General features: G+C 51.0%; 10 protein-coding genes. All 10 read left to right on the forward strand.

Annotated features, from left to right (window positions below; all coding sequences use genetic code 11):
- Positions 1 to 3: 3 nt before the first annotated feature.
- The 10 genes from CJP46_RS24140 (at position 4) to CJP46_RS24185 (ending at position 15,014) form a co-directional block, all read left to right on the forward strand.
- Entirely contained in the window at positions 4 to 1,809 is a 1,806-nt protein-coding gene (locus CJP46_RS24140) for a cache domain-containing sensor histidine kinase (protein ID WP_094598164.1), read from the forward strand.
- Positions 1,810 to 1,872: 63 nt separating this feature from the next.
- Positions 1,873 to 3,285 carry an ABC transporter substrate-binding protein gene (locus CJP46_RS24145; protein ID WP_179281301.1) on the forward strand — a complete coding sequence of 471 codons (1,413 nt, stop codon included), beginning with the start codon at positions 1,873 to 1,875 and terminating at the stop codon, positions 3,283 to 3,285.
- 189 nt (positions 3,286 to 3,474) lie between these two features.
- On the forward strand, positions 3,475 to 4,893 hold the full coding sequence (locus CJP46_RS24150; protein WP_094598166.1) for an ABC transporter substrate-binding protein: 1,419 nt from the start codon (positions 3,475 to 3,477) through the stop codon (positions 4,891 to 4,893).
- A gap of 96 nt (positions 4,894 to 4,989) precedes the next feature.
- On the forward strand, positions 4,990 to 7,959 hold the full coding sequence (locus CJP46_RS24155; protein WP_179281302.1) for an extracellular solute-binding protein: 2,970 nt from the start codon (positions 4,990 to 4,992) through the stop codon (positions 7,957 to 7,959).
- Positions 7,960 to 7,981: 22 nt separating this feature from the next.
- Complete coding sequence (locus CJP46_RS24160) at positions 7,982 to 8,932, forward strand: carbohydrate ABC transporter permease (protein WP_094598168.1); 951 nt, start codon at positions 7,982 to 7,984, stop codon at positions 8,930 to 8,932.
- Between the two features lie 20 nt (positions 8,933 to 8,952).
- Positions 8,953 to 9,810, forward strand: a complete 858-nt coding sequence (locus CJP46_RS24165; RefSeq protein WP_094598267.1) for a carbohydrate ABC transporter permease — start codon at positions 8,953 to 8,955, stop codon at positions 9,808 to 9,810.
- A gap of 9 nt (positions 9,811 to 9,819) precedes the next feature.
- The gene (locus CJP46_RS24170; protein ID WP_094598169.1) at positions 9,820 to 11,244 is read left to right on the forward strand and encodes an NHL repeat-containing protein; all 1,425 of its coding nucleotides are present in this window, start codon (positions 9,820 to 9,822) and stop codon (positions 11,242 to 11,244) included.
- On the forward strand, positions 11,241 to 11,888 hold the full coding sequence (locus CJP46_RS24175) for a Yip1 family protein (protein ID WP_179281303.1): 648 nt from the start codon (positions 11,241 to 11,243) through the stop codon (positions 11,886 to 11,888). Before CJP46_RS24170 ends, CJP46_RS24175 begins: the two co-directional genes overlap by 4 nt.
- Positions 11,889 to 11,898: 10 nt before the next feature.
- A complete protein-coding gene (locus CJP46_RS24180; protein ID WP_094598171.1) occupies positions 11,899 to 14,142 on the forward strand; it encodes a DUF5696 domain-containing protein in 2,244 nt (747 codons plus the stop codon).
- Positions 14,143 to 14,144: 2 nt separating this feature from the next.
- Positions 14,145 to 15,014, forward strand: a complete 870-nt coding sequence (locus CJP46_RS24185) for a carbohydrate ABC transporter permease (protein ID WP_094598172.1) — start codon at positions 14,145 to 14,147, stop codon at positions 15,012 to 15,014.
- Positions 15,015 to 15,039 lie beyond the last annotated feature (25 nt).

Genomic DNA, 15,039 nt, shown 5'->3' on the forward strand with positions numbered 1-15,039 from the left:
ATCATGAGACTGCAATTCATCGATAGAATCAAGTTCAATTCGGTCGGAATGAAGGTGTTCGGTTTCTATGTGGCCAGTATGATCATTATTATTACCGTTATGGGATATCTATCTTATGATAAATCCGCTCAAATGATGGAGAACAAGATCGGCGGAATGGCGCTTCAGAATGTTCAGCAGATGAGCAAGCGGCTCGATATCCTTCTGGAGGGATACGAGGACCGTTCCCTTCTGGTTGTCGGCAATAAGGATATTCAGAAGCAGCTCATGGGAGATTTCAGCGACGAGAAGGAAAGGATTCAGACGAATAATGCAAATACCGCCTTTCTGTCGAACTTGGTGAACTCCAGGAATGATATGAATAATATATATTTGCTTAGCGAGAGAGGCCACTCCTATCGCTATTCGCCCAAAGACTCCTTTCCGGTCTACAATTCGTATCCGTACGGATATTTCACAGAGGACTGGTATCAACAAATTCGTCAGGCTGACGGCAAGCTCGTCTATTTCGGCATTATGCCTTCCTTAATAAAAGGCCCGGGATCCGAGCCTGTATTCACCTTTGGCCGTGCCCAGAAAAATATGAAAGGCCGCGGAGAGATCATCGGCGTCGTGCTATACGAAGTCGATCCGGCGGAGATCCGGGAAATTTTGGCGGAAATCGATTACGACGGATCGGGGATTAACGTCATTATCGACGATACTGGCAACCTCAAGGGGGATAAGGGTGGAATTCTATTGTCCAACAATCTGGACATTCCTTTCAAAGAGGAGCATCAGGGAACGCTAAGCTACTCCATAGACGGGCAAGAGATGCTGGTCGTCTATAGTCAATTGGAGACGAACCATTGGAGGCTCGTCGGCATGCTGCGCAGCGATGATTTGATGAAGGAAGCGCTGGATATTCGCTGGTACGTGCTGTCGCTAGGGATTGTTTTCTCCTGCATCGGCATCTTGCTCGCGATCATCATCGCATCTGCCGTTCACCGGCCGCTTCAGAAGATGACGCATGCGATGCGAAGAGCCAGGGACGGAGATTTCGACATCCGGATTACGGATAAACGGGAGGACGAATTCGGTTATTTATTCACCCATTTTAACCAGATGGTAGCCCATATCAAGGAATTAATTAACGAACTTTATGTGCAGAAGCTGCTGGAACAGGAGCTTCAGCTGAAAATGCTGGGATCTCAAATCAATGCCCACTTTCTGTACAATACGCTCGATTCCGTCCACTGGATTGCCCGCATACATAAAGTTGACGACATTAGCACGATGATATTCGGATTATCGAAGTATTTGCGGATCAGTCTGAGCGAGGGAAGGGACGAAGTCCTCGTCAGCCAGGTCGTGCATTTGATCGAGAGCTATATCATGATCCAGAAGGTCCGGTATAAGGACAAGTTTACGCTCTATGTGCAAGCGGACGAATCGCTGATGAATTATAAAGTGCTCAAGTTTATTTTCCAGCCGATCGTAGAGAATGCGATTTATCACGGACTAGAGCGGAAATCAGGCAAGGGCCGGCTGGATATTGCCTTTATCCGGGAAGACAATATCCTGAAATTCGTCGTTGTGGACGACGGGGCGGGAATTGCGCCCGATAAGCTGGCTGAATTGAAGTACATTCTGGGCGGAGAACAGCCTACCGAGGAAAGCAGCTTTGCGCTGAGAAATATTAATTCACAAATAAAAATCGCATATGGCGCCCAGTACGGGATCGAGATTGAGAGCAGCTTGGGGGAAGGAACCAAAGTAACCATGACGATCCCGATCACGAAGCGAAGCCCTGCCCAGCAAGTCAGTTGAAACGAGTTCATATGACAGCGTGCGTAGATGATTACAAGAGATAGTCAAGAGGGGGAGGTAACGATGAAAGTGTTCTTGAATCGTCGAAAAATGCCTGTTCTTTTCATACTTGTACTCCTGGTCACCGTAATCATGGTATGGAACGCTTGTTTCAGCAAGGGAGCAGCATTCGACTTTAATTCGGGGTTACCGGGTAAAAATGCTGCAGGCAGCTTGAATAAACATAATGGCCCTGTAACGATAAGCTTCTGGTATTCGTGGGTCGGAGGATTTCAGGACGAGTTCTACGATACGGTTGTGAAGCCGTTCGAAGAGGCTAACCCGGATATCAAAGTCCAGATGACTTTCATCGAGAATTCGGACAATTCGCAAGGCTCGGACAAACTATTGACGGCGATAGCTGGTGGGAAAGCGCCGGATGTAGCGATGATCGACCGGTTTATTGTAGGCGAATGGGCGGCGATGGGCTCCATTGAAGACATTTCGGCTTATGCGATTCGTGAGGATATGGCAAGTATTTATTACAAAAGCGTGTGGGCGGAATCCCAGTATGACGGCAAAACGTACGCCCTCCCGTGGAATATGGACAGCCGCGCCATGTATTATAACAAAACCTTGATGAAGCAGGCGGGTTTTAATCCTGACAAACCCCCGACAACCATTGCCGGCCTGGATGCCATGGCAGCGAAAATGTTCAAAACGAGCGGCGACGGCGCGTATGAGCAAGTCGGGTTCATCCCTTGGACGGGTCAGGGCTTCTTGTACACGCATGGATGGAACTTTGGAGGCGAATGGGAGCGGAGCGGAGACCTGACACCGAACGATCCGCAGAACGTTAAGGCGCTGGAATGGGTGCAGGGCTACGCCGAGAGGTATGATGTAAAGAAGTTGTCGAAATTTTCGGAGATGATGAGACAGACCGGAAGAAACGCCTTTTTGTCCGGTAAAGTCGGATTTGTCTACGAAGGCAACTGGCTTCTAAATGAAATGGAAAATTTGGATTTTGAGTGGGGTGTGGCGCCGATGCCTACCATAGATGGCAGTCGGTCGGTTACATGGTCGGGGGGGTGGTCGTTCGTCATGCCCAAAGGGGCGAAGAATAAGGAAGAAGCTTGGAGGTTTATGAAATATATATCGGGCAAGGAAGGCTCGCTTCTATGGGCCAGCCGCGAGGGCGGCAAGAACGACTTGATGTGCATTCCGGAAGTGAATGCCAAGCTCGGATTGGATAAGAAAGAACCGATGAAGGTGTTTACAGAGCTGCTGGGGAATGCACACATACGGCCCGTAACGCCTGTGGGCGGATATATGTGGGACGAGATGCTCCGTGTGCAAACGCTGGCCATGAATTTGCAAGGAGAACCAAGTGAGCTCTTGAATGAAATGAAGAAGAACGTCGATACCGAACTGGCTAGGGTGATGGGGTACGCAAACAGCGGAATTGAGGATCCCCAAGGCCCCTATGAGCAGCCGTAAGAGTGTCTGTCATGTGATGACAGGCACTCTTTTTTCATTAAAACGAAAAGCCGATGGGACCCCTCCCAAGATAGTAAAGATAGTACACGAAATACAAAACCAGTCGCATTATCCCCTCCCATAAAAGCGTTTACACTAAGGAGGAACTACTCATACCATTTAAAACCTGGCGAAAAAGGAGGCATGTAAGTGAGGAAAAAGAAGAGCACTCTTCATTTGAGAAAAGCGATGCTCAAGTATCTGGTTACCGCATTATCGATTTGTTTCGTATTAACAGGCTGCGGGGGATCGAGCGGATCCAGCGGAGAGAATGGAGCCAATGATACGAAGGGAACGAACAGTACGAATCAACAGACCGATACCGCCGAGAAAAATACCGATACGGGCAAAGCCAGCGGCGAAAAGGTAACGCTTGAGCTCTGGGGTTGGGGAGGCAAGTTCCAGACGGACTACACAAAACTTGTCATCAGCGAATTTGAGAAAGAGCACCCGAATATCAAAGTGAAATACATCATCGATCAAGGGGGCACGGATAAGCTGACGACGCTGATTGCCGGCGGCACACCTCCGGACGTAGCGGTTCTCGACCGCTTCATGGTAGGACAATGGGCGGCTAAGGGATCGCTGGAGAGCCTGCAGCCGTTCGTTGATTCCGGAGACGAAGTACGTGCCGACGATTATTATCCGGGCGTCTGGGCGGAAGCGAATTACAAGGACCAGCTCTATGCGATGCCGTTCACTACGGATAACCGGGCGCTTTATTATAACAAAACGTTAATGAAGGAAGCGGGTCTTGATCCGGAAAAGCCGCCGGTTACGATTGCGGAATTGGATGCGATGGCGGAGAAAATGTTCAAGAAAACAAGCAATGGCAGCGGCTATGAGCAGGTCGGTTTTATCCCTTGGGCGAATCAAACCTACTTATACACGCAAAGCTGGAATTTCGGCGGAGAGTGGACCAATGGCGAGGAGCTGACGCCAAACAATCCGCAAATCGTGAAAGCGCTTGAGTGGATGGTGAGCTACGCTAAAAAATACGATATGTCTAAAATCAACAAGTTTAACGATGTCATGGGCAAAACCGGCATCAATTCGTTCTGGACCGGCAAAGTTGGATTCGTCGTGGACGGCAACTGGGTGCTGAACGATTTGACCAGCAATGCGAAGGTGAAACCTACATTCGAATGGAGCGTCGCACCGATGCCTTCCGCGGAAGGCTATCCTCAAACGACATGGGCAGGCGGCCATTCCTGGGTTATGCCGAAGGGAGCCAAGCATCCGAAGGAAGCATGGGAGCTCCTCAAGTTTATCGGCGGCTATAAGGGCACGTTGCTCTGGGCCAAGCGGGCGGATGCAGGCAACGATATTACGACGATGCCGAAGGTTAACGAAGAGATTAAGATCACCGAGAATCCGAAGTTGAAGGTGTTCGTCGATTTGATGCCTGTGGCGCATTATCGCCCCGTTACGCCTGTTGGCCAGAAGCTGTGGGATGAAACCTTCCGCGTTCAGGATCTGGCCTTGAACGGAAAGGGCGAGCCGAAGAAGCTGCTGGACGAAGTCAAGAAAAATGTCGATAACGAGCTCAAAAAACTGGAATCGAAATAATCGAGATGGACCGGCTTCACAAGGAAAGGGGGGGCGGCTGGATCGCCTGTCCCCTTCTTTTATCTGATGAATTGAACGACAAAGAGGTGACGGTGCTTGAAATGGCGTTGGAATGATGCACTAAAGTGGAAGAGAGTCATGCTTATATCGATCACTTTTCTTGTCTTTTCGCTGACATTCGGTGAGGGCTTTCATTCTTATGCCAACGAACGTTTACGGGACCGGAATCAGAACCAAGGCGTTCAGCTGACGAATGACCAATTAGCCATTAACAGTATATTGGAGCCGACTTATGCGACAACGCTGGCCGGATACAAGAAAGAGGGCCAACAACCTGCCGATCATCCGGACATCGTGATGAAAGCCGATCAGCATTCGGCGTTCGGAGGCACGAAGCCGGTCTTGGAAACAGTAGATGGTCTTTCCGCTCTTGTGTGGGACAGCACGACAACATGGATCGAATGGTCGGTCGATATTCCGCAGGACGGCCTTTACAATCTGGCCCTAAGTTATTATCCGATGCCGGGAAAAAGAATGCCGATTCAGCGGGAGCTGCTTATTGACGGAGAAAGCCCGTTTCGCGAGGCGCAGCGCATCTATTTCTACCGCAACTGGGTCGACCGGGGCGATCCGGCCCAAAACAACCAGGGAGACGACGTCAGACCCAAGCAAATCGAGAAGCCGCAGTGGATGAACCTTCCTGTTTCGGACGGGAATGGTCTATATCCGGAGCCCTTCCAATTTCATTTGACTGCAGGCAAACATATCATCCGGATGAATTATTTGCTCGAACCGATGGCCATCGACGAGATCCGGATCACGGCACCGGAGCCATTACCAAGCTATGCCGAAGTGGAAAAAGACTACACCGCACAAGGCTATGGGCCCGCCCAGCAGATCGATGTGAAAGTGCAGGCGGAGAATAATCCGATGAAATCCGATCCAACGATCCGCAGAGAATCGAATGGCGATCCGTTAATGGAGCCGGCAGGCGATGGGCGAATCCGGCTGAACGCATTTGGCGACTGGCGCTGGAGGAAAGGCGGTCAGAAGGCATCATGGGCATTCTCGGTTCCGCAGGATGGGTTGTATAAGATTGGCCTGAAATTTGGACAATGGTGGGGCGATGGGCTGCCGTCCTATCGTCAAATTCTTATAGATGGGAAAGTTCCGTTCAAGGAATTGGAGCTGTATCCTTTTACCTACTCGCGCAACTGGCGGATCGAAACGCTGCATAAGAACAATGAACAAACAGGAGATGCCGACCCTCTGCTCTTGTACTTAACAAAAGGCGACCATACGCTGACGATGACCGCCCAGGTCGGGCCGTATCAACCGATCATGGAAGCCTTAACGGCGGATACCCAGAAGCTCTCCGATCTGTACAGACGCATTATTATGATCACGGGACCGACGCCGGATCCGAACTTCGAATACGAGCTGAACAAGAAGGTGCCGAAGCTTATCGAGGACTTGAAGGTCATTGCGGACGATTTGCTCATCCAGATGGATGCGCTCAAGGCTCTGTCGGACATAGAACCGAGCACGGTGAATAGTCTGCGGATGATGAACCATACGTTCGAGAAAATGATCCGTAGTCCCGATTCGATTCCAAGGCAATTATCGGAGCTTAGCAACAGCCAAACGAACCTAAGCACGCTGCTGATGGACTTGCAGAATGTGCCGCTTGTTCTGGACTACATCCAGATCAGTGCCCCGGATACGAAATACCCGAAAGTAAAGTCCAGTGTTCTGCAAAAATCCGTCAGCACGTTCAAAAACTTTATGGCTTCCTTTACGAAGGATTATACGGGTGTAGGTAGCGTTTACGACAACGAGACGGGGGAGGGAGAAGGTCCGGTTATCGAGGTTTGGGTATCCCGGGGTAAAGAGTGGGCGGAAATTATGAAGGAAATGGCGGAGGAAGACTTCACGCCTAAAACCGGCATACGCATCAACATCAATACGCTCCCGGCCGGCCAATTGAACTCGGGCTCCGTCAATACGCTGCTGCTCGCGGCAAGCTCCGGCAGAGCGCCGGATGTCGCGACTGGCGTCGATGCGCATCTGCCCGTCGAATTCGCGATTCGGGACGCTTCCGTTGATTTAACGCAGTTCCCCGACTATGAAGAAGTCAGTAAACGATTCCTTGCGGGATCGCTCATTCCCTTCAAATACAATGGGGGGAACTATGCCCTGCCGGAAACGCAGGATTTCAACTTATTAGTCTTCCGGAAAGATATCTTGAACGAGCTGGGCGTTAGCATCCCGAAGACATGGGATGAGGTCTACGCTTTGCTTCCGATTCTGCAGCAGAACGGGATGCAGATGTACTATCCGATCACGCAGCTTGGCTTCATGCCGTTCCTCTACCAGAATGGCGGCGACTACTACAAGGAGAACGGAACAAAGTCGGCGCTGGATTCACCTGAAGCCTTCCAAGCCTTCACGGAATGGACGGAGCTGTATACCAATTACAAATTTCCGGTCATGGCCAACTTCTTCAACAGGTTCCGTACAGGGGAAATGCCGATCGGGATCGCGGATTATCTCACCTATGTGCAGCTCTCTACCGCAGCGCCAGAGCTGATCGGACGATGGGGAGTCGCTCCGTCTCCGGGCCATCAAAGGACGGATGGTTCGATTGACCGCACAACTGGTGGAGCGGTACAATCCGTTGCGATCTTCAAGCAATCGGAACATCAGCAGGAATCTTGGGAGTTTCTGAAATGGTGGACGAGTACAGAGGTCCAGCTGCAGTTCGGCCAAGAGCTGGAGGCGCTGCTCGGCGTGGAAGCCCGCTGGAATACGGCGAATGTAGACGCCCTATCGCAGCTGCCATGGCCGGAGGACGACCTCAAGGCATTGAAGGACCAGTGGAAGTACTACAAAGAGCAGCCGTATGTGCTCGGCGGCTACTTCACGGGACGGAACATCGATAATGCCTGGAACCGCGTCGTTCTTGGCGGCATGAATACTAGGGAGTCGCTGGAGAAAGGCATCAAGGATATTAACAAAGAGCTTGACGCCAAACAGAAGGAATTCGGGTTCACTCCGAAAGACTAGAGGCGGCGGAAGGAGGAGCAGTATGCAAAGCAGCGTGGAGGTTAAAGGGCCGCTCCAGTTGGCACCCCAGAAGGTACGTCGATTCAAATTGACTCACGCGAGAAAGAGGGCTGCGCTCGGTTATTTGTTTCTCAGCCCGTTCCTTATTCTCTTCATCGTGTTTACCGTCATTCCCGTCGTGCAGTCTGTCTATCTCAGCTTCACCTATTACAACATGCTTCAACCGGCGAGGTGGGTAGGCTTATCCAATTACAGCGTCTTGTTTCTGGAAGACGACATCTTTCTGACATCGCTTAAGAATACGTTTATCTTCGCTGTGATCGCCGGGCCGCTAAGCTATTGCTTATCCTTTATACTCGCGTGGGTGATCAATACGTTGAAGGCCAAGATGATTTTCTCGTTGGCGTTCTACGTTCCGTCGATTACGAGCGGAATCGCTTTATCGATCGTCTGGCTGTACATATTCTCCGGAGACCGCTACGGATTATTGAATAATGCGCTGCTGAACTGGGGCATGATCAGCGAACCGATTCTCTGGAATACGGATCCGAATACCATCATGCCGGTCATCATCATCGTCTCCTTATGGATGAGTATGGGTACGGGGTTCCTGGTATTTCTGGCGGGGCTGCAGAATGTATCGCTCGAGCTGTATGAAGCGGGCGCCATTGACGGGATTTCCAACCGGTTCCAGGAATTATGGTTCATTACGCTGCCGCTGATGAAGCCGCAGCTGCTGTTTGGCGCGGTCAACGCCATCGTAGGCGCTTTCGGGGTGTTCGACATTGCCGTGGCCATTTCCGGTATGCCGAGCCCGAACTATGCGGGCCATACGATTATTGCGCACCTGTTTGATTATGCCTTCATCCGGTTCGAGCTGGGATATGCATCGGCAATCGCCGTCTTCCTGTTTTTAGTAACGTTTGGCTTAGGACGCATCGTGATGCGGTTACTATCGTCCAAAGATCAATAAGGGGGTTAAAGGACGTGACGATGAGCTTTACGAAATTTATCGCCCGCTTCAACAGGGGTTTGTTATACGCGTTTATGATCGCATTGGTCGGATTTACGTCCTTGCCGATCATATATATGATTTCCACGGCTTTCAAACCGCTCGACGAGCTGTTCCTTTACCCGCCGAGATTTTTCGTGCAAAAGCCGACCTTGCGCAGCTTCTTTGATCTGCTTACCGCGACGGACAGCTCCATCGTCCCTTTCTCGCGGTACATCTTCAACAGCTTGTTCGTCTCCGTTGCAGTCGTGCTCTCCAGTTTAGTCGTGTGCTGCCTGGGGGCCTATGTGTTATCCAAATTCAAGCCGCCGGGGGCCGGCTTCATCTTCTCCGTCATCCTGTCCGCTCTGATGTTCTCGCCGCAGGTGACCCAGATCCCGACTTATATGATCGTATCGAGCTTAGGCTTGGTCAATACGTATTGGGCGTTGATTCTGCCGAAGATCGCCGTGGCCTTCAATATCTTCCTGATGAAACAGTTCTTCGACCAAATTCCCGATGCCCTGATTGAGGCTGCGCATATCGACGGCGCATCGGATTGGAAGATCTTCTGGAGGGTGATTATGGCGGTGAGCAAGCCGGCCTGGGCAACGTTGATTATTTTCTCTTTCATCGGGAATTGGAACGACTTTTTTTCGGCGCTCGTGTTTACAACGAGCGAATCGATGAAGACGCTGCCGCTGGCGATCCAGACGCTGGCCGGGGGACCGGGCGTTGTGGCGCGGACGGGTGCATTGGCTGCCGGCACGTTCTTAATGACGCTTCCTCCGATTCTTATCTTCCTGCTGTTCCAGAAGCTGATCATGAATACAATGGTTCATTCCGGGATCAAATCATAGGGGGCGGATATGGTGTACAAACGAATAACAGCGGGTTTACTCGGCAGTCTGCTGTTTCTGATCTGCAGCTTGCCTGTCCATGCGCTCCCAAAAATGTCCTACACGCTCGATCCGATGTATGGCAATCGAACGCCGATCCCACTGACCTATACGGTAGAAACGATCATTATGGATGTTGGCCAGCCTGGTTTGAATAAACCGAACGACTTGTTTATCGACGAGAAGGGGCTCTTATACGTAGCCGACACGGATAATAACCGGATTGTGAAACTGGACGGCCAGGGGAAAGTGCTGGGCATCTTTGGGAAGGAACAAGGCGTCGAGCTCAGCAGTCCTAGCGGTATCTATGTCGATAACCTCGGTCATATGTTCGTAGCGGACACGGGCAGCGGCAGGATCATCCATCTATCTCCGGAAGGGGCATTGATCGAAGAATTCGTCAAACCGGAGTCATCCTTATTGAATGAAGATTTGGATTTTTCCCCGGATAAAGTCATCATGGATCGGCGCGGTTATCTATATGCGCTCAATAAAAATGATTACAGCGGCTTCATGATGATCGACGCGATGAACCAGTTCCGCGGCTACATCGGCGCCAACCGCGTTCCGTTCGACTGGAAGAAGCTTCTCATCCGGTTATTGGCAACGCCGGAACAGCGGGAGCAGTTGAACAATGCTGTTCCTCCACAAAATTCGAATATCACGATCGACGGCAAAGGGTTTATCTATACGCCGACGGTTCTGATCGAAGCGGATCAGATCAAGAAGTTCAATGCGATGGGTGAAAACATCTACAAGAAGGCGTTTTTCGGCGAATCCTCGATCGAAAGCGGAGCCCTGGAAAATCCTTATTTCATCGATATGGCCGTCGATCAGTACGGCGTTGTGAATGCGCTCGACGCGATGTCGCGGAAGATCTATCAATACGATCAGGAAGGCAATCTGCTTGCCGTATTCGGCGGGCAAGGTGATGAGAAGGGGCGCTTCGAATATCCGACGAGTATCGTCGTCGATAAGGCAGGCAAAATCTACGTGCTGGATCGGGACCGGAATAACATTCAAATTTTTCAGCCGACACGCTTTGCCGAATTGGTCCACCAAGCGAGCCAGCTGCACTTCAACGGGCGTTACCAGGAAGCGATGGTGCCCTGGAAGGAAGTGCTGAAGATCGACGAGAACTATCCGCTCGCCCACCGGGGCGTGGCGAAAGCGCTGATGAAGGAAGAGAGATGGAAGGAAGCGATGAGGGAATTCAAGCTGGGCAATGACCAGGAAGGGTATTCACTCGCCTTCGCCGAGTACCGGCATGGTTTGATGCGCGAATATCTGGGCTGGATCATCATTGCCGTCATTCTCATCGTGGTCGCCATCTACTTTATCGTCAAATTCATGATCCGCGTCACGAATACCGTCATAAGGAGGTATGGCTATTGATCAGAGCGGCGGATATTAAACAGTCGGGTCTCCGGTCACTGCGGCTGGGAATAGCAATACTGTTCCATCCCGTGGACGGTTTTGAGGAGTTGCAGAAAAACAAGCATCTGATTTCGGCATTCGTATTGATCCTGCTGACCATCAGCGTCAGAATTATCGCGATCTATATGACCAGCTTTCATATTACCTCACTTCAGCCGAAGGATGCCAATTTGAATTTGGAAATCATCCGCTTCGTCGTGCCGTTGATATCGGGAGTTATTGCCTGTTATTTAATTACGGCGATTATGGACGGCGAGGCATACTTCAGCCAAGTGCTGACCGCGATGTCCTATGCCCTGATCCCATACATCGTATTTACGATCCCGCTGGCTGCGGTCTCCTTGGTCATGTCAAGAGGAGAACTGGGGCTATACAACAGCATCAACATGATCATTTGGCTGTGGGTCGCCCTGCTCATCTTTATTCAACTGAAGGTGCTGAATGATTATACCTTTAAGAAGGCGGTCGGCGTCCTTCTCTTATCCGTCTTTGCCTTTATTATTTTCTGGGGGACGGTAGGGCTTGTCTTCGCCTTGACGAACCACGTTCTTCAATTTGTACGCGAGTTGGCCGTAGAAGTCAGATACTTACTGGAAAACTGAGGGGGGTACCATGAAAACGAGACTCGCCAAACGATGGATCTACTATTTAACCGTCAGCGTAATCATTGCTGCGCTCGTACTTCTGGCGTTACCCTCCTTACAAAGGGCCGTTGAACGGGCGAAGGAGGAAATGAGGCCGAATAAGAACCAAGTCGTTGAGAGTGAGCAAATGCCGGCTGCAGAGGAGGGCGGACAGCCGCAGAAGCCAACCAGTTATGAGAAGATCGCTGAAAACGACCGGCTGGAGCTGCTGTTCCGCTCATCCGATTCCGCCATCACGGTGATCGACAAGAGCAACGGTTACCGGTGGGAATCGGCAGTTCCGCTCCAGGATGTCGAAACGGACGGGAATGAGCTGTGGACAGCCAGCAGTCAATCGATTTTCCATCTGACCTACACGGATCCTCATCTGCCCGCGCTGGAAACGCAGGAAACGAACTTTGTTCTCGAGCAGCCGAAGATGACGACGACTTCTCTGGAAAACGGGATATCGGTCCGTTACGAGCTGCCTAGGCTGAAAATCAGTTTCGATATGAGCTTCCAATTGAAGGGGAACACCCTCGAAGTCACCGTACCCGGCCAATCGATCCAGGAAGGGGAAGACAACTGGCTCATGTCGGTTGCCCCGCTTCCCTTCTTCGGGGCAGCATCGGATCACGATCAGGGCTATGCGGTCTATCCCGACGGACCGGGTGCGCTGTCTTACTTTAAGAAGAACCATCCGAACTATTTGAATCCTTATCGTGCGAGCGTTTACGGTGCGGATACGATTAACTTCAATTTTTTCGGACGGGAACAGAACGCGATGCTGCCGATGTTTGGCCTAAAAGTGGGCGATAACTCTTTTATGGGGATCATCACCCAGGGGGAATACGACGCAAATATACTCTATTCGCCGAGTGGCTATCTAATCAATTTGAACCGCGTATCTTCCGAGCTTGTCTACAGGCGCGAGTATGAAGCGGTTAAGAAAGACGGTAATTTGACGAAGAAGCCCGAAAAGGATCTGATCCGGGAGGATCATACCATCCGCTACGTTTTCTTCAGCGGCAATGAAGCCGACTACAGCCATATGGCTACCGCCTACAGGGAGTATTTGGTCGACGAGCAGGGCGTGGTTCCGAAGGTGAAAAAAGGGGAGGCCGTTCCTTTCGGGCTTGACCTGCTCATGGGCATTAAGAAAGACCAGATTTTGATCGATCATTTCATTCAAAACACGACGTTCTCAGAGGCGCAGGACATGATGGAAGATCTCAGCAAACGCGGCGTGCAGTCGATCTCGGCGAACCTGCTCGGATGGACGGGCGAAGGCTACATGAGTTATCCGTCGGGATATAAGCCTTCCCGTAAGCTTGGGGGCATAAGCGGACTGGCGAAGCTGAGCGCGTATGCGAAGGGAAAGAACTACCAGCTTTTCCTTCAGGACAACTATGTTGAGGCATGGAAGGGCAACGACGGGTTCTCGTCGCGCAAAGACGTCGTTGTCGGAGCCAATCATTTTGTCGCGACCGACCGTTACAGCGAGCTCTTCTACTTGAATGCAGGCAAGCAGAATGCGCATTTCCAGAAGAAAGTGCTGAATCCGCTGCGCAAGCTGGATATTACAGGCATGAACTTCGACGGCATCGGCAGTCAGCTCTACTACGACTATAACGACGATTACCCGCTGAAGCGCGGGGGAACAGCCAAGCAGTGGACGGAGATGATGGAGAAATCGGTTTTGCAATTCGGCGGTGCGGCCTCTGTTGGAGGCAATGGATACAGCCTGAAGCAATCCTCCCGTCTGTTTGGCATACCGATGGAGGACAGCGGCTTCTTCTTTACCGACGAAACGATCCCGTTCTACCAAATGGCGCTGCATGGCATTATTCCTTACTCGGGCGATCCGCAAAATTTGTTCTACGATCCGCAGCTGCAGTACCTCAAGATGGTGGAATACGGCTATATGCCGTACTACCAATTAACGATGAACCACTCTGAGGATCTGAAGGATACCATCTACAGCGATTTGTTCAGCTCGGCCTACAACAACTGGGTCGATCAAGCGGTCAACTACTACAATGAGATGAACGACAAGCTGAAGCCGGTATGGTCGCAGACAATGAAGGAGCACCGCAAGCTGCAGGAGGATGTCTATGAGGTCGTGTATGAGGACGGGACTCGCGTCATTGTTAATTATACGCCGGATGAGGTGACGGTCGATCATCATCCCGTTCCGGGCAAAAACTTCATCGTGGTGCCGAAGGGGGGATAAGTGTGATAGGGAAAAAATGGAGTCTGGAAAGAAAAAAGATGCTGGCAGGCTATGTTTATATCGCTCCATGGGCGATCGGTTTCGCATTGTTCATGTTATATCCCTTGATTTACTCCCTTTGGCTGGCCTTTCATGAAGTGGTCGGCGTCGGCAATTTCGACCTGGAGTCAGTCGGCTGGGGAAATTTCAACAAAGCGTTCGTGCTGGATACGCAGTTTATTCCTTTGTTCATTTCGGTGGTACAGGATGCTGTTATCAATACGCCGCTTATCTTGGTCTTCTCTTTGTTTATCGCGATCCTGCTGAATCATAAGATCCGCGGGCGCGCTTTCTTCCGCGCGGCGTTCTTCCTGCCCGTCCTGATCGGCTCCGGCCTTGCGATGCAGCAGCTGCTCTATGCAGGGGTCGGCAAAGACACGCTGGTGAACGGAATCGGTGTTCCGGAAGAAGTATTCCTGTATATGGGCCCGACATTCTCGCAGATCGTCTTCGATATGTTAAGCAGGCTTACCGTGATCTTCTGGAAGACGGGTGTGCAAATCCTACTCTTTCTAGCCGGACTTCAGGGGATTTCTCTGTCGCTCTATGAGTCGGCAAGATGCGACGGTGCAACCGAATGGGAGATGTTCTGGAAAATCACGCTGCCGCTGATCTCACCAATCATCCTGCTTAATCTGGTCTATACATGCGTGGATTCTTTCACGGATATCAATAACAGGATGATGGTCTATATCAAAGATACGGCCTTTACGAAGATCGAAATGGGCTACGCGTCCGGTATGGGTTGGATCTACTTCTTGTTTATCTTCCTGCTGCTCATTATCGTATTTGTTTCGACCAGACGCTTAGTCGTATACACAGGTGAAAAATGAGAATGAGGGGCAAGGAGGTAGTGCA

This window comes from Paenibacillus sp. XY044, assembly GCF_002257645.1.
GTDB lineage: Bacteria > Bacillota > Bacilli > Paenibacillales > Paenibacillaceae > Paenibacillus_AQ.